The organism is Frondihabitans sp. VKM Ac-2883 (assembly GCF_015350875.1).
GTDB lineage: Bacteria > Actinomycetota > Actinomycetes > Actinomycetales > Microbacteriaceae > Frondihabitans.
In genome coordinates, this window is sequence record NZ_JADKSF010000007.1 from 221,096 (window position 1) to 235,690 (window position 14,595).

Annotated in this window: 17 protein-coding genes; 11 read left to right on the top strand and 6 right to left on the bottom strand. The window is 68.4% G+C overall.

Going from position 1 to position 14,595, the window contains the following annotated elements; translation table 11 throughout:
* Positions 1 to 96 precede the first annotated feature (96 nt).
* Both ITJ49_RS14090 and ITJ49_RS14095 read left to right on the top strand, forming a co-directional pair.
* Positions 97 to 2,367 carry a transglycosylase domain-containing protein gene (locus ITJ49_RS14090; protein ID WP_194606233.1) on the top strand — a complete coding sequence of 757 codons (2,271 nt, stop codon included), beginning with the start codon at positions 97 to 99 and terminating at the stop codon, positions 2,365 to 2,367.
* 156 nt (positions 2,368 to 2,523) lie between these two features.
* Positions 2,524 to 3,747, top strand: coding sequence for an AI-2E family transporter (locus ITJ49_RS14095; protein WP_228514491.1), 1,224 nt, complete (start codon positions 2,524 to 2,526; stop codon positions 3,745 to 3,747).
* A gap of 131 nt (positions 3,748 to 3,878) precedes the next feature.
* Here the strand turns inward: ITJ49_RS14095 and ITJ49_RS14100 are convergent, their stop codons facing one another.
* From ITJ49_RS14100 to ITJ49_RS14110, 3 genes are all read right to left on the bottom strand, one after another.
* A complete protein-coding gene (locus tag ITJ49_RS14100; RefSeq protein WP_194606234.1) occupies positions 3,879 to 4,667 on the bottom strand; it encodes a DUF1992 domain-containing protein in 789 nt (262 codons plus the stop codon).
* Between the two features lie 114 nt (positions 4,668 to 4,781).
* The gene (locus ITJ49_RS14105; RefSeq protein ID WP_194606235.1) at positions 4,782 to 5,309 is read right to left on the bottom strand and encodes a methylated-DNA--[protein]-cysteine S-methyltransferase; all 528 of its coding nucleotides are present in this window, start codon (positions 5,307 to 5,309) and stop codon (positions 4,782 to 4,784) included.
* Complete coding sequence (locus ITJ49_RS14110; protein WP_194606236.1) at positions 5,306 to 6,832, bottom strand: AlkA N-terminal domain-containing protein; 1,527 nt, start codon at positions 6,830 to 6,832, stop codon at positions 5,306 to 5,308. The genes ITJ49_RS14105 and ITJ49_RS14110 overlap by 4 nt, the downstream gene beginning before the upstream one ends.
* 220 nt (positions 6,833 to 7,052) lie before the next feature.
* On the opposite strand from ITJ49_RS14110, the gene ITJ49_RS17905 reads away from it, so the two are divergent.
* The 3 genes from ITJ49_RS17905 (at position 7,053) to ITJ49_RS14125 (ending at position 8,707) form a co-directional block, all read left to right on the top strand.
* Positions 7,053 to 7,529: a helix-turn-helix domain-containing protein gene (locus ITJ49_RS17905; RefSeq protein ID WP_370544528.1), complete on the top strand. Its 477-nt coding sequence runs from the start codon at positions 7,053 to 7,055 to the stop codon at positions 7,527 to 7,529.
* Positions 7,526 to 7,915: a HepT-like ribonuclease domain-containing protein gene (locus tag ITJ49_RS14120; RefSeq protein WP_194606238.1), complete on the top strand. Its 390-nt coding sequence runs from the start codon at positions 7,526 to 7,528 to the stop codon at positions 7,913 to 7,915. The genes ITJ49_RS17905 and ITJ49_RS14120 overlap by 4 nt, the downstream gene beginning before the upstream one ends.
* 66 nt (positions 7,916 to 7,981) lie before the next feature.
* Positions 7,982 to 8,707 (top strand): gamma-glutamyl-gamma-aminobutyrate hydrolase family protein, encoded by a 726-nt coding sequence (locus ITJ49_RS14125; RefSeq protein WP_194606239.1) that lies wholly within the window; start codon positions 7,982 to 7,984, stop codon positions 8,705 to 8,707.
* 25 nt (positions 8,708 to 8,732) lie between these two features.
* Here the strand turns inward: ITJ49_RS14125 and ITJ49_RS14130 are convergent, their stop codons facing one another.
* Positions 8,733 to 9,425, bottom strand: a complete 693-nt coding sequence (locus ITJ49_RS14130; RefSeq protein WP_194606240.1) for an MBL fold metallo-hydrolase — start codon at positions 9,423 to 9,425, stop codon at positions 8,733 to 8,735.
* A 35-nt stretch (positions 9,426 to 9,460) separates the two neighbouring features.
* Here ITJ49_RS14130 and ITJ49_RS14135 point away from each other — a divergent pair, with 35 nt between their 5' ends.
* Positions 9,461 to 9,901, top strand: a complete 441-nt coding sequence (locus ITJ49_RS14135) for a MarR family winged helix-turn-helix transcriptional regulator (RefSeq protein ID WP_194606241.1) — start codon at positions 9,461 to 9,463, stop codon at positions 9,899 to 9,901.
* Positions 9,902 to 9,905: 4 nt separating this feature from the next.
* Here ITJ49_RS14135 and ITJ49_RS14140 read toward each other — a convergent pair whose 3' ends face one another.
* Positions 9,906 to 10,256: a hypothetical protein gene (locus ITJ49_RS14140; protein ID WP_123940361.1), complete on the bottom strand. Its 351-nt coding sequence runs from the start codon at positions 10,254 to 10,256 to the stop codon at positions 9,906 to 9,908.
* Positions 10,257 to 10,376: 120 nt separating this feature from the next.
* Here ITJ49_RS14140 and ITJ49_RS14145 point away from each other — a divergent pair, with 120 nt between their 5' ends.
* From ITJ49_RS14145 to ITJ49_RS14165, 5 genes are all read left to right on the top strand, one after another.
* Positions 10,377 to 11,468, top strand: a complete 1,092-nt coding sequence (locus ITJ49_RS14145; protein ID WP_194606242.1) for an FUSC family protein — start codon at positions 10,377 to 10,379, stop codon at positions 11,466 to 11,468.
* Between the two features lie 4 nt (positions 11,469 to 11,472).
* Positions 11,473 to 11,913 carry a DUF1801 domain-containing protein gene (locus tag ITJ49_RS14150; protein ID WP_194606243.1) on the top strand — a complete coding sequence of 147 codons (441 nt, stop codon included), beginning with the start codon at positions 11,473 to 11,475 and terminating at the stop codon, positions 11,911 to 11,913.
* Between the two features lie 48 nt (positions 11,914 to 11,961).
* Positions 11,962 to 12,651 (top strand): esterase/lipase family protein, encoded by a 690-nt coding sequence (locus tag ITJ49_RS14155; RefSeq protein ID WP_370544530.1) that lies wholly within the window; start codon positions 11,962 to 11,964, stop codon positions 12,649 to 12,651.
* A gap of 120 nt (positions 12,652 to 12,771) precedes the next feature.
* On the top strand, positions 12,772 to 13,305 hold the full coding sequence (locus ITJ49_RS14160; RefSeq protein WP_194606244.1) for a MarR family winged helix-turn-helix transcriptional regulator: 534 nt from the start codon (positions 12,772 to 12,774) through the stop codon (positions 13,303 to 13,305).
* A 212-nt stretch (positions 13,306 to 13,517) separates the two neighbouring features.
* Positions 13,518 to 13,733, top strand: coding sequence for a hypothetical protein (locus tag ITJ49_RS14165; protein ID WP_194606245.1), 216 nt, complete (start codon positions 13,518 to 13,520; stop codon positions 13,731 to 13,733).
* A 19-nt stretch (positions 13,734 to 13,752) separates the two neighbouring features.
* On the opposite strand, the gene ITJ49_RS14170 is transcribed toward ITJ49_RS14165, so the two are convergent.
* The gene (locus ITJ49_RS14170) at positions 13,753 to 14,142 is read right to left on the bottom strand and encodes a VOC family protein (protein WP_194606246.1); all 390 of its coding nucleotides are present in this window, start codon (positions 14,140 to 14,142) and stop codon (positions 13,753 to 13,755) included.
* Positions 14,143 to 14,595: the final 453 nt, after the last annotated feature.

Consider the following 14,595-nt stretch of genomic DNA (forward strand, 5'->3'; position numbering starts at 1 on the left):
GCCACAACCTGCGCGTTCTACAAGAGCCACCCCCCGGTTCGCTGAAACGGGCCCTCACCCCAGGCTGTTCATGGCGAGCCGTTCGTACGGTTCGATGTGACGACAACCCGACTTCCCCGTGCCCACGACCGCACCTTCGGCGGGCTCCGAGCCCTCGGCGGCTTCGCCGGGCTCAGCCTCGTGGCCGGCCTCCTCTGCGCCGTGCTCGCCGTGCCCGCTCTCGTGGTCGCCTCGAACACCGTGACCACCGGCGTCGATGCGTTCGACTCGCTGCCGAGCTACCTCGAGATCACCCCGCCGGCCCAGGCGTCCAGCCTGTACGCGAAAGACGGCTCGACGAACGTCAAGATCGCCTCCTTCTATACCGAGAACCGCACCGACGTCACCGCCGACCAGATCGCCACGGCCGTCAAGAACGCCGCCGTCGACACCGAGGATCCCCGCTTCTACGACGAGGGGGCCATCGACGTCGCCGGCACGATTCGCGGGGTGCTCGCCACGACGCTCGGCGGCAGCGTGCAGGGCGGCTCGTCGATCACGCAGCAGTACGTGAAGAACGTGCTCGTCGAGCGGTGTGCGACCGAGAACAGCGACGCCGCGAAGGCGACCAAGTGCTACGAAGACGTCACGGCGGTGACGCCCGAGCGCAAACTCCGCGAGATGCGCTACGCGATCAGCGTCGAGAAGAAGTACTCCAAGTCGGAGATCCTTACCGGTTACCTGAACATCGTCGGTTTCGGCGGCAACATCTACGGCATCCAGGCCGCCGCCGAGTACTACTTCGGAGTCTCCGCATCGAGGCTCACAATCGCCCAATCGGCCACACTTGTCGCGATCATCAACAACCCGTCGAACCTCCGCATCGACCAGCCGACTGATAAAGCCAATGGATCGGCCAACCACTACGCCCTGACGCAGGTGCGCCGCGACTACGTGCTCCAGCGGATGTACGTGCACGGCAGCATCACGAAAGCACAGCTGACCGCGGCGACGGCGAGCGTGATCACGCCGACGATCACGGCGGCGACGAACGGCTGCGCGTCGGCCGTGAAGTACGACGCCGGGTACTTCTGCGATTACGTGCTGAACGTCGTGAAGAACGACGAAGCCTTCGGGTCGACCGCCGACGCCCGGCTCGCAACGCTCAACCAGGGTGGCCTGAAGATCGAGACCACCCTCGACCTGCCCCAGCAGCGGACGGCGCAGGCGTCACTGAGCGCGGTGATGCCGACGACGGTGGCGGGGCTCGATGTGGGCGCCTCGAACGTGGCTGTGGAGCCGGGGTCGGGCCGGATCCTGACCATGGTTCAGAACACCGACTACACGCAGAGTGACCAGGCGACGGCCGGGCAGACCGGCGTGAACTACAACACCGATCAGGCATATGGAGGGTCGACCGGGTTCCAGACCGGATCGGCGTTCAAGGCGTTCACCCTCGCGGCCTGGCTCGAGGCGGGCCACTCGCTGTCGGACTACGTCACGACCGGCGAGCACGACTTCTCGTTCTCGCAGTTCACCAACAGTTGCTCGAACATTGGCTCGGGCACCTGGTCGGTCGCGAACGCCGAATCGGTGGGGTCGTCGATGTCGGTACTGACCGCCACGCAGGAATCGATCAACACCGCCTACGCCGAGATGGGCACCCAGCTCGACCTCTGCAACATCATCAAGGCCGCCACCGACATGGGCGTGCACACGGCGACCACCGGCGGCACGCTCAGCTCGGTGCCGTCGTCGATCCTCGGCACCAACACGATCTCGCCGCTGACGATGGCCACCGCCTACGCCGGAATCGCCAACAACGGCGTCGTCTGCACCCCAGTCGCCATCGACAGCATCACCGGCGCCAACGGCACGAAGATCACGGCGACGCCCACGAGCTGCACGCAGGGCATGTCATCCGAGGTCGCTGCCGGCGTCTCCTACGCCCTCCAGACGGTGCTGAAGGCGGGTGGCACGGGAGCCCTGGCGAACCCAAACGACGGCATCGACATGCTCGCCAAGACCGGCACGAACGACAACGCCGAGCAGAACTGGCTCGTCACCTCGACGACGAAGGTGGCCACGGCGACCTGGGTCGGCAACGTCTCTGGGTCGACGTCGTTCTACGACACGTACATCGGCTCGAACTACGGCTACAACGTGAAGTTCTTGATCGCGAAGCCGATCCTGGCGTCGCTCGACGCCGCGTACGGCGGGGGCACGCTGACCGCGCCGCCGGCATCCGAGGTCGGGTCGAGCGCGGTGGGGGGATCCTCGTCATCGTCGTCCTCTTCGTCCGACGCGACGGGCGCAGGATCCGGCACGGCCGACACCGGCACGGGCACGACCAACGCCCCCACCGCCGCTCCGACACCCTCTCAATAGGCCCCACTCGGGGGCGCGCACTGCTCGGCGATTGGGCGGTACATTGCAGTTCGCGCAGTTTCTGCGTGACGATTGGTCGTCTCTTGCCGACTCATCGGTAGCCACCGCACCGGCGGCCTCCCTGTACCCGTTTAGAAAGCCGAGCACACGCAGCTCATGAAGATCCCCGGTTTCCCTCACTCGTCCGACGATTCGCGCGAACCGCGCGAACCGCGCGAACCGCGCGCCCCGCGCGACGTCCGCGTCTCGGCCGGCCCGGTCGTTCCGGCGTTCCGGGCCGACGACACCGTGTCGAACGGCATGAAGATCGCGGGGGCGTGGGGGTGGCGGATCCTCGTCGTCGTCGCCTGCCTCGCCGTCTTCCTGTTCCTTATTGAGAAGCTCGCCGAAATCGTCGTGCCGTTCTTGATCGCGCTGCTGATCTCGGCTCTGCTGCAGCCGTTCGTCCGCCTGCTCGAGCGCCACCGCGTTCCCAAGTGGCTGTCGATTGTCGTCGCACTGCTGCTCGCGATCGTCATCTTCGGCGGGCTCGTGCTGCTCGTCGTCCTGCAGGTGCGTGCCGGGCTCCCCGCACTCGAGAAGAAGTCGGTCGATCGGTTCGAGGTCGTCAAGCAGTTCCTCGCCGCGCCCCCGTTCAACCTCACGAGCAGCGACTACAACTCGGTGCTCGACTCGGCTGGCAAGGCCATCCAAGACAGCTCGAAGTCGCTCCTCTCTGGTGTCGCCGCGTTCGGCCTCGGCGGTGCGCACTTCATCGCCGACGGCCTCCTCACGATCTTCGCGACGATCTTCATGTTGATCGACGGCGATGGCGTCTGGAAGTGGGTCACCCGCCTGTTCCCCCGTCGCGCTCGCGCTGCGGTCGACGGGGCCGGCCAGTCGGGCTGGCACACGCTCACCACGTTCGTGCGCGTGCAGATCTTCGTCGCCGCCGTCGACGGTCTCGGAGTGGGCCTCGGCGCGTTCTTCCTCGGACTGCCGTTGGCCGTGCCGATCGGCGTCCTGGTGTTCTTGGCGTCGTTCATTCCCGTGGTCGGAGCGATCGTCTCCGGCGCCTTCGCCGTGGTTATTGCACTGCTGTTCGTCGGCCCGGGCGCCGGCCTGATCATGCTCGGTGTCATCGTGGTCGTGCACCTGCTCGAAGCGCACGTACTCCAGCCGCTCGTCATGGGCAACGCTGTCAAGGTGCACCCGCTCGCGGTCGTGTTCGCGGTGGCCGGCGGTTCGTACATTGCCGGGATCCCGGGCGCCCTGTTCGCCGTGCCGACGATCGCCGTGCTCAACGTGATGGTGACGTACGTCGCGCGCGGCAAGTGGAAGTCGGAGTCGCAGCGCGCGGCCGAGAAGGATGCGACGTCGGAGGTCGTGCCCGAGGCGTAACGCTCGGCTGCTGCCGTTGGCGGTCTTTGTCTCTGCCAATTTGAGAGCGATCCTGGCTTTGGGTCACACCCGTTACTGCCGTACGGGGGTGCCTCAGCCGGATCGCTCTCAAATTTTCGAGGCGAACTGGCTCAGGATACGGCGGCCCCGCCCCCGAGCCCCCGCTCCTGGGCGCGCTGAGCCCGAGCGGCCCGGCGTCGGGCTCGCCATGTCGTCTGCTGGGCGGCTTCTTCGGCCTCGGCCAGCGCCGCTGACTCTGCCGCTGCCGCGCGCCGCGCCTCCCGCCGCGCCTGCCACCGCCCCACCTCGGCGTCGGCATCGCGCAACGGCGTCACCACGGGTGGCCCGCCGGCGAGCTGCCGCCGAGCCTCGACGATGCGCGAGTTGAAGTCGGCGAGGGTCGCGCGCACTGACGCCTCGGTCGCCATCGAGTCGAGGAGGTCGTCGAGCTGCGCGTTCTCGGTGCGGAGAGACAGTGCCGGAGGAGCCACCCCCGAAAGACCCTCGCGTTCGATCTTGGCCTTGATCCACCAGTCGGGATCGTGGCCGCCAGTGAGCCCGGGGAGCGGTTTGCCGGCGAGCGGCGAGTTGTCGAACTCGCCGGCGTCGATTGCACGATCGAGGGCGGTCTTGGCGATCGCGCGGAGTTCGGCCGCGGTCGGGGCGCGCTTCGGGTCGGAGCGGGGTGGAGCGGTGGGGCCTGCGGTCGAGCCGGCGCCAGCCTCAGCGGCCCGGGCATCGGACTCGGCGCGCTCGAGGCGGTAGCGGACCGCGGCGAGGGACGGATCGCGGCGCGCCGTGTCGCGCACACGCTCGACCTGCGAGGACGGCGCGGCAGCGGGTGAGCGACCCGAAGCGCGAGGGGCGGCGGGGCCCGCGGCGGGCGGTCTCGGATCCTGCGGTTCGTGTTGCTCGGCCATCACCGCCACGCTACGCCGCACCCGTGCAAATTCGAAGGAGATTCGTCGGCCTGACCCCCGCCGATCGCACTGTTTGCGTCGCGGCGGGGGCGTTTTTCTTCGAATTTGCAGGCGCTACGCGAACAGGGAGGGCTGCACCGCAGGCACCGGCCGCCCGGCGACCCCCGCCTCGACACCGAGAAGGTGCACCTTGCGCTCGACGCCGCCGCCGAAGCCCGTCATCGCGCCATTCGCTCCGATGACGCGATGGCACGGCACGATGATCGATAGCGGATTGCGCCCGTTGGCGAGCCCCACGGCACGCACGGCCTTCGGGTTGCCGAGCGCCACGGCGATCTCGCCGTAGGTGCGGGTCTCGCCGTACGGAATGAGCGCGAGCTGCTGCCAGACGGCACGCTGGAAGTCGGTGCCGACCGGGTCGAGCGCGATGTCGAAGGTGCGCCGCGACCCGGCGAAGTACGCCGCGAGTTGGTCGGCAGCGACGGCGAAGACCCCCATGGACGGGTCGACCCGATCGCCAAAGGTCTCGCGGCCGGGGGCATGACGGTGGTCGACCATGTAGAGCGCTCGGAGTGCGGTCGAGTCGGCGTCGGCGACGAGGGTGAGTTCGCCGATAGGGGAGTCGATGGTGGTGAAAGTCATGCGGGAGGCCCTTCGAGAGGAGGCAGAACGACGTCGTGGTCGGGAATCGTGTTGACGGCGTGCGGGCTGAGTGCCCAGAGGTATTGCACGGCGTAGGCGCGCCACGGCGACCAGGCGCGCGACGCTGCCTCGAGACCGCGCTTGTCGGTGGGCAGACCGAGGGTGGCGGCGATCTTGACGACACCGAGGTCGCCGACGAGGAAGGCGTCGGGGTCGCCCAGGGCGCGCATCGCGATTGTCTCGATGGTCCACGGCCCCATGCCGGGCAGCGCGTCGAGGTGTCGGCGGGCCTCGGCCCAGTCGGCACCGGCACCGAGATCGACAGCCCCCGAGGCAAGCGCCCCGGCGACGCCGAGCAGGGTTCGGCGACGCGAACCGGGCACACGAAGGGCCGCGTCGAGTGCCTCGGATGACGCGCCGGCCACGGCCTCCGCCGTCGGGAATAGGTGGGTCAGGCCGCCGTCGGGGTCGTCGATCCGTTCGCCGAACGCCTGAACGAGTCGCGCCGCATGAGTGCGGGCGGCGGCCGTCGAGACCTGCTGCCCGAGCACGGCTCGGAGCGCGAACGCCTCGGGGTCGGAAACCCGCGGAACGCGCCGCCCGGGTGCCGCCTCGACGGCAGTGCGAAGGTGCGGATCGGCCTGGAGGTGGCTGACGATGGCCACCGGGTCGGCGTCGAGATCGAGCAGACGACGCACCCGACTCACGGCCGCCGAGACGTCGCGGACGTCACTGAGCCGCAGGGTGACCGGAAAGGCCGAGCCGATCGGGCGGCGCACCGAGACAATGCCCCAGCCTCGGGGCAGACGAAGGGTCGTCCGGTAGGCCCCGTCGCGGAACTCTTCGACACCGGGCACGCCCGTCGCGATCAGATGCCCGAGCAAGTTCGACGGGTCGAGGGGCTCCCGGAACGCCAACCGAAGGTGGATGACGGTGCCGTCGGGCGATGGCCGGGCGTCGGTTCCGGCCGCCGATCTCAGCGCGCTAGGAGTCGTCGCGTAGGTCGCCCGGAGCACGTCGTTGAAGGTGCGCACCGACGAGAAACCCGCGGCGAACGCGATATCGGACATCGGCAGATCGGTCGACTCGATCAGGATCCGTGCCGACTGCGCGCGTTGCGCCTGCGCGAGAGCGAGGGGCCCGGCGCCGAGCTCGTCGTTCAGAAGCCTCTCGACCTGGCGGACGCTGTAGCCGAGGCCCTCGGCGAGACGTGGCACACCCTCCCGGTCGACGACGCCGTCGGTGATGAGCCGCATCGCCCGCGCCACCGTGTCGGAGCGGACGTTCCACTCGGGAGAGCCGGGCACGGCGTCGGGCCGACACCGCTTGCAGGCCCGAAAGCCCGCCGCCTGGGCCGACGCCGATGACGCGTGGAACACCATGTTGGCGTCTTTCGGAGTGCGTGCCGGGCAGCTCGGCCGGCAATAGATGCCGGTCGAGAGAACTGCCGTGTAAAAGAAGCCGTCGAAGCGCGCGTCGCGGCTTCGGACCGCGCCGCGGCAGACCGTGTCGTCGAGGTGCATGGCTCCATCCTCACACCGGCCCCTGACACCCGCTAGCGGTTTTCCGACACGGCAGTGGCGCCTCCACGCCAGCCCGATCCGCCGCACCACGTATCCCGGACTCCCTCGCGCGCCGCGGCACGTCTCCGAGTCCGTATCGCGTCTCGCGGCGACCGCACCCTCCTGGTGGACGCGACCGAATCAGCGGTACCATAGACGACGTCTATATCGGAGGGTTCCCGTGGAGCGAAGCGCTAGAGCGGCCCAGTACGCCCGCCTCATCCGGCTGGCCAGAGACGACGTCGGCATGTCTCAGGCGGAGCTGGCTTCGGCCGCCGGCATCCAGCAGCCGACCATCTCCGCTTACGAAAACGGGTCAAAGCGGCCTCGACCCGAGACCCTCCAGACCATCCTCCGAGCCGCTCGCCTGCGCCCGAGCATCGCCCTGGCCGTCTTCGCCGACGATGTCCGCGAAGCGGCTCTCCGCCATCGACTCCATGACGTTCGCGTCTTCGGCTCCGCCCTGCGGGGCACTGACTCCGAATCGAGCGACATCGATCTGCTGGTCGCTGTGAGTCCGGGAGCGAGCCTGTTCGATCTCGGAGGGTTCAGCAGCGAGGTCGAGACACTGACCGGCTTCTCGATAGATGTGCTGACCGACAGCCAGGTCGACAACGCGTACTTCGCCCACGTGTCGCAGGAGGCGGTGCTGCTGTGACGGACGGCCAGTTCAGTCCCCGGCCGCGCGCGACGCCCCCGGCCACTCCCGAGGTCGATCGCTGGCCTGCAGTCCAAGACGCCCTGCGAGGGCTGCTCGACGAGGTCGGGGCAATCGTCGATCGCGGCGTCACCGAGTTCGACCAACCCCACAGCCTCACCTACCGGGCGGCCGAGGCCGTCATCATCCACTTCCACGACATCGTTAGCAACCGCATTCCTCCGGAGCGACTCGATAGGCTACCCGCAGACCTTCCCCTCGCCGCGATCACGGCGACCCGCAACATCCTCGCTCACAACTACCGGTCGGCCGACAAGACGATCATCTGGGCCGTCTTGCAGAGCGAGCTCCCCCAGGCGATTCGGGCCATCGTCGGCCCCGACTGACGCGATCGACCGCAGCCAGCCGGGTAGACGTTCAGCCCAAGAGCGCCGCTCTGCCACAATCGTCGCGTGAACGAGCAAAGCCAGCGCCCCCGCCTCCTCCTCGTCGACGTCAGCGACCGTGAGCGCGCCGACCCCGCCTACGGCGCCGAGTTGCGCACACTGAGCGAAAGCATCGCGGCGGCGGCCGTCCGCACGGGGTTCGCGGTGCGGCGCGTCGTCTCGGACGACGCCGACCTCGAGACCGAACTCGCCACTTCGGATGCCGTGCTTCTTACGGGTGGTGAGGATGTGGATCCTGCGCTCTATGGCGGCGCAGCCGACTACCCCGGGCGAGAAGAGATCTTCGGCGACGCCGACCGAGCCCAGACGGCACTCGTGCGGGCGGCGGTCGCGTCGGGTACACCGCTCATCGGCATCTGCCGCGGCATGCAGGTGATCAACGTGGCGCTCGGCGGCGATCTCGTGCAGCACCTCCACGACGGCGGGCACGTCGCGGCCGGTCCGGCAGGATCCGACATGCTCCGGCACGAGGTCACGGTCGCGCGCGGCTCCCGGCTCGCCGCGATCGTCGGCGAGACCGCGTTCACCGTGCAGTCGTCGCACCACCAGGCCGTTGACCGGCCGGGTTTGGGCTTGCGAGTCGTGGCCCGGGCGGACGACGGCACCGTTGAGGCGATCGAGCACGAATCGGCGCCGATGTGGGCGGTGCAGTGGCACCCCGAAGACCGAGGATCCGACGGAACCGTGCTCGACGACCTGCTCGCAGCGGCTCGCGACGCGGTTGCCGGCTAGGCCGCTCCGGCCACGCCGGGGGCAGCTAGAGCGTCGTCGACTCGCCGACCGCCAGCAGCGTCATCGGCACTCCCGTGAGGCCGTCAGCGCCGAGGAACTGCGCCGTCGATCCCTTGCCCGCATCGCTCAGCATCAGGTCGTGGATCTGGATCGTCCACGTCGGAGCCACGGCACGCACGTAGTCGACGGCCTGCTCGGTGTTGATCCAGGGTCCGCTGACCGGCATGAGCAGCGTCTCGACGGGCACGCCCGGCTCGAGGTACGCGTCGCCCGGGTGGAAGACGGCGCCGTCGATCAGGTAGCCGACGTTCTGCACGAGCGGGATGTCGCGGTGGATCACGGCGTGGTCGTCGCCGAAGACCGCGATGTCGAACCCGGCGGCAGTGAAGGTGTCTCCTGCCGAGACGGTGACGATCGTGCCGACCGACTCGGCGGCAGCAGTGTCGCCGGCGGAAGAGAGGGCCTCCGACAGAGCCGACGTGACCGACGCCGGGGCGTAGACCGTCAGCTCGGGTCGGGCGACGAGGGCCGCGGCGAGCACCTCCGCGTCGAAGTGGTCGGCGTGGTCGTGCGTGACGAGCGCGGCCTCGGCGGACGCCACGAGCTCGGCCGAGTTCGGCGTGTAGCTGCCGGGGTCGACGACCAGCGATCGCTCGCCCTTGGTGAAGACGACCGTCGCGTGGGTGTATTTGGTGAGGACCGTTCCGGTGAGTTCCATCCCGCAACTATACAGCCAAACTGTATAGTTGCCGCATGAGCACCGACCCCTTCGACCTCGACTCCGCCGACGAACTCCGCCGCTCGGTCGGAGTGCTGGTCAGAGCCGTCCGCGACCGAACCGCTCACGAGAGCGACGGTCAGATCGAGACGCTCGGGTTCCTCATGCGCGACGGCTCCCAGAGCATCGCGGCGCTGGCTCGCCTCCGCCGCATTCGACACCAGAGCGCCAGCGCCGTCGTCGCCGAACTCGAGCGGGCCGGGCTCGTCGCCAGAGCCTCCGACCCGGACGACGCCCGCGGCGTGCTCATCACCCTGACGACCGCAGGATCCGACGTGGTCACCGAATCGCGCCGTCTCCGCGCGGGCGTCGTGCTCGAGGCCGCTCGCGAATCGCTGTCGATCGACGAGCGTGCCCTGCTCGCCCGCGTGCCCGCGTTGCTCGACGCACTCTCGGAGGCGATGGCCGACCGCTGATCAGCTAGTGCGCGGGGCCGAGCAGCACGGCGAACAGCGCAGCAGCCCCGCCGACGATGTAGAACAGCGTTCCGATTTGCATCGTTCGCGTCTTGTTCCGGTCGGCGATCGGCACACTCACCTCGAGGATCGGGCACCCCGACCAGCCCATGAGCCCGATGCTGAGCGCGGTGAGCGCGGCTCCCACCCACCACAGCACGGCGATCCCGCCGGCCAGAACGGCCGGCCGCCACCCCGAGGCGAGCAGCAGCCCGAGGGCCAGAGCCACCGAGCCGGCAGCCCCGATAAACCAGATCGTGCCCGTCCACATGATTCGCTGCAGGTTTTGCTCGGGGGTCATCAGATCGTGGGTCACGGAGACATCTTTCTCCTGTGCGGCCTGTTCCGCTAATCCGCGGCGGAACGATCGGATCCGGGTGCGCTCCAAGATCCGGCAGCCCTCGCTTTCATACAGCTATAGTTATATAATTACGTGATGAACTCGTCCACCGCGCCCACCACCATCCGCTCGGAGTGGCGGCGCGAGTTCCTCTCCGTGCTGCCGCACAACCGGGCTCACGCCGGAGCAATCCGCGCGGCCATCGCGGTCGTGCTGCCGATCGCGATCCTGTCGCTCTCGGGCCACCCGACCCTCACGCTGTACGCGACGTTCGGCGCCATGGCCGGCGTCTTCGGCCGCCACTCCACGTATGCCGCCCGCTGGCGCCTGCAGGCCGCTGCCGGCCTGGCGCTCACCACCGCAGTGGTCGTCGGCACCCTGGTCGGTGTCGTCGCCCCCGCCTCCTTCCTCGCCGTCGCGGCGATCGCTGTCCTCTCGGTTGCCGGCCTCCTCCTCTCCCGCCGCATCGGGCTACTGCCGGTGCCGTCGCTGTTCCTGGTGTTCGCGACCGGGAGCACCTCGGCGTTCGCCCATGCACCGGTCGACCTCATCTGGGCGGCCGTGCTCCCTCTCGGCGCAGCGACCTTTGCGGTGCTGCTGGGGCAGGTGGGCCGGATCCTGCCGTCTCTGCGCGACAGCGCCTCAACCTCGACACCGGCCAAGCACGGCCTGCGCCCCGCGGTTCCGTTCCGCGACATCCTCGGGGCGCCGGGCGTCCGCCGCGATATCGTCCGCTACCTCGTCGGCCCACTCGCGGCGGGGGCCCTCGCCACCGCGGTCGGCATCGGTCACCCCTACTGGGCCGCCGTCGCCGCCACCGTGCCGCTCTCGGGCGCGACGCTGGGGGCCCAGCTGGGGCGGGGCACTCAGCGACTGGTCGGCACGATCTTGGGGGTGGCTCTCGCTGCCCTCCTGCTCAGCTTCGACCCGCCCCTGGTCTGGCTGATCGTGATAGTCGCCGCGGCGCAGCTCTGGGCGGAGCTGTTCATCTTGCGCAACTACGCGCTGGCGACCGTCGGCGTCACGCCGCTGGCGCTGGTGATGGTGCATCTCGCATCGCCGCTGCCCCTGGTAGAGCTGGTGAGCGATCGCCTCGTCGAGACCGTGATCGGCGTCGTCGTCGCTGTCGTGGTGCTCGTTGCTACCCCCGCACGCCCTCGACGGGAACCACGACTCGCGCCACAATGAGCGCATGGACGACACAGCCGCAGGTGCAGACACAGCAGCCCCTACCGCCGCGGAGCAGATCGACGCTCTGATCGCCAAGCACCCCGATTGGCGGGGCGCGCGCCTCGCTCAGCTGCGCGCCATCATCCGATCGGTCGACCCCGCGATCGTCGAGACCTGGAAGTGGATGGGCTCCCCCGTCTGGGAGCTCGGCGGCATCATCTGCGTCGGCAACATCTTCAGGGGCAAGGTGAAGATCGGCTTCATGGACGGCGCCGCGTTGCCCGACCCGAAGGGCATCTTCAACGCTGAGCTGGAGGGCAACAAGCGCCGCTCGATCGACTACTTCGAAGCCGACGTCGTCGACGAGGAGGGCCTGCGCGACCTCGTCCGTGCGGCAATCACCCTCATTGCGGATCGCGCTTCCGCAAAGGCCGCGGCCAAGGCGTCCGCGAACAAGAAATAGCCCGAGGCGCCGCGGGCCGGCCTGCGACGAGATGAGTAGCGTCGAGTCGTGAAGCTCTCCGCACTCGCACGTCGCATCGCGCGGAACATCGTGTGGTGGGTGCGGGATTACGCGTTCGCAGCTCACTGGCAGGTGAGGGCGATCGTCGGGCGCCGGGATCCTGGTCTCTATCTCAGTGGAGACGGGCGCCCGGTCGTCGTGATCCCGGGGGTGTGGGAGACCTGGGCGTTCCTGCGACCCCTCATCGCGCGGGTACATGCCGCCGGCCACCCCGTGCACGTGCTCGATTCGCTGCACTGGAACAGCCGGCCGGTCGAGGCGACCGCGCACGATGTCGCTACCTACGTGCTCGAGCACGAGCTGACCGATGTCGTGATCGTCGCCCACTCGAAGGGTGGCCTGATCGGCAAATACGTGATGGCGCTGCTCGACGTCGACCGCCGGATCGAGTCGATGGTCGCGATCTGCTCGCCGTTCTCGGGTTCGCGGTACGCCCCCTGGTTGGTGCTGAAAAGCCTTCGTGCGTTCTCTCCGCGCGACGCGACGACACTGCTTCTGGCCCGCAACCGGGAGGTCAACGCCCGCATCGTGTCGATCTTCGGCGAGTTTGACCCGCACATCCCCGAGGGCAGCAGTCTGCCGGGGGCCGAGAACATCCGGTTGCCCGCGGGCGGACACTTCAGGATCCTGGCGCTCCCCCGCACGATCCGAACCGTCCTTGCCGTTGCGGCCCGCTGAGCCCGGCCCCCGCCGCAGAACGACATCCCTGGCCGTAACCAGCGGCGGTGGGTAGATTCAACCGTGTCGCGTCACGCTGATTCGATCGAGATGCCGGGCTTTCGGCTCCAGGAGAACAGCATGAACGACGAGGCCGTCACACCGCCCCTCTACGATTTCGATCCGGCCACCCCCTCCGGCGCCGTGATCCAAGCGCTCTACGCGCTGCAGGACGCAGAGGCCCTGCACCGGTGCCGACTCCGTGACCACTTCGGTATCGGGGCCAACGATCTCAGTGCCATCGAGTACATCGCGCGCCTGGAGAACGTCGGTCGCACCCCGCGCCCCCGCGATGTGACCCACATGCTCGGGGTGACGAGCGCCGCCACCACGATTCTGTTGAACAGGCTCATGACACGGGGGTTCGTGACGCGGCAGCCGGATCCTGAGGACGGTCGCGGCCAGCTCCTCGGCCTGACGCCCGTAGCCCGGGCAATGCTCCAGGACGCGGCGGGCACGAGTCAGCACGCCCTCCGCATGAAGCTCTCGACGATCACCGCGCGCGAAGCGAAACGAGTGGTCAGTCTGCTCGACGCGGTCACCCTCTCGCTCGACAAGGGCGCACCGGTCGCTAAGCCACTTAACGACATCGACCCCGCAATGTCGGCGGTCTGACCTAGTCTCGAAGAGATCGGGATGCACAATCCCTCGGCGTGACCATCGATCTCTCTCCCCTGTTTCGGGAGTCCAGGCGGTACGTCGGGTGTCCCGGACGAGACGAAGCTTTACGCGGCTTCACCAGAATCGCAGGTCGCCATGACCCCGCCCATCACCCATTCGCTGCCCTCCGGCCTCGCGCCGGCCTCTCTTCTGCTGGCGGTTGCTAAATGAGCAGCCTCTACCGCTCCGAGCCCTCCGTCGAACCTGTCCGCATCTCGACCCTGCGTCATCGCCGCGCGCCAGCCATCCTGCTGCCGTCGTCACCGCAGCAGCAGCCTCGCGAGTCGGAGCCGACATACGCCGACTTCATCGGCAGAATGGCGACCGCGGCGACTGACCGCCTCGTCGGCACACGCACTCTCAACGAGCGCGACGCGTCGTAAACCTGTATCAGGGTCGGGCCTACGCAGCGACGAAGAACTCCAGGGCGACGTCGTCGGGATCCTTGACGCTCAGGGCCGTGCCGTAGTCGGCCTCCACGAGGCCCGAGTGGGCGAACCCGACTGCATCGAGGTGCGCTGCCCAGGCTCGCAACTCGTCGAGGCCGTCGACGGCGAATCCGACGTGATCCAGCCCCGGTGTGAACGGATCGAACCGTCCCTCCGGGGCCCGCTCGTGCTGAGTGAGACCGATGTTCGTGCCCGAGGGTAACCGGAAGAGCCGCCGTGACAGGCCGTCCCCGTCGAGGGAGCCGATCGGGCCGAACCCGAACAGCCGCTCATAGAAGGCACTGCTCGCATCGAGGTCGCTGACGGTGATGGCCACATGGTCGATTCCGGTGAGTGTCGGCATGCAGCCATCCAACCCCGGGCTGCTCACCCAGGGCCTTGCATGCACCGCCGCGAAGTAGACGATCGCTCAATACCATCCGGTCCGGTTTGTGTCCAGGCCTTTTGTGGGGACTGCGCCGGAGTGAGTATTGGGTCGTTCCGGCGGCAAGGATCAGGGTTGCCGGGCACGGCATGGGACCGGTTCGGGTCGGCCCCATGCCATCACCCTCGTGAGGGCTCTGCAAAAACATTTTCGCGAGCAAGCAAACCCTTTGATGGACGGTAGCGAACACAAGACATCGGGCAAACGCCCCAGGAATACGCACCGGGCTTACCGGAAACGTCCAAGCAACATCCATCAAAGGATCATCATGCGCAAGTTCTCGAAAGCTACAGTTGGATTCGCTACCGCCGGCCTCCTCGTCGCCGGCGTCACCGGCCTCGGCGTCTCCACCGCCTACGCCGCCCCGTCGTC

Coding starts and splice junctions, on each gene's coding strand:
- ITJ49_RS14100 (WP_194606234.1), bottom strand. CDS start 4,667: ATGGCCGAGCAACACGAACCGCAGGATCCGAGACCGCCCGCCGCGGGC.
- ITJ49_RS14145 (WP_194606242.1), top strand. CDS start 10,377: ATGAACTCGTCCACCGCGCCCACCACCATCCGCTCGGAGTGGCGGCGC.
- ITJ49_RS14110 (WP_194606236.1), bottom strand. CDS start 6,832: ATGCACCTCGACGACACGGTCTGCCGCGGCGCGGTCCGAAGCCGCGAC.
- ITJ49_RS14165 (WP_194606245.1), top strand. CDS start 13,518: ATGAGCAGCCTCTACCGCTCCGAGCCCTCCGTCGAACCTGTCCGCATC.
- ITJ49_RS14150 (WP_194606243.1), top strand. CDS start 11,473: ATGGACGACACAGCCGCAGGTGCAGACACAGCAGCCCCTACCGCCGCG.
- ITJ49_RS14170 (WP_194606246.1), bottom strand. CDS start 14,142: ATGCCGACACTCACCGGAATCGACCATGTGGCCATCACCGTCAGCGAC.
- ITJ49_RS14105 (WP_194606235.1), bottom strand. CDS start 5,309: ATGACTTTCACCACCATCGACTCCCCTATCGGCGAACTCACCCTCGTC.
- ITJ49_RS14135 (WP_194606241.1), top strand. CDS start 9,461: ATGAGCACCGACCCCTTCGACCTCGACTCCGCCGACGAACTCCGCCGC.
- ITJ49_RS14095 (WP_228514491.1), top strand. CDS start 2,524: ATGAAGATCCCCGGTTTCCCTCACTCGTCCGACGATTCGCGCGAACCG.
- ITJ49_RS14130 (WP_194606240.1), bottom strand. CDS start 9,425: ATGGAACTCACCGGAACGGTCCTCACCAAATACACCCACGCGACGGTC.
- ITJ49_RS14160 (WP_194606244.1), top strand. CDS start 12,772: ATGAACGACGAGGCCGTCACACCGCCCCTCTACGATTTCGATCCGGCC.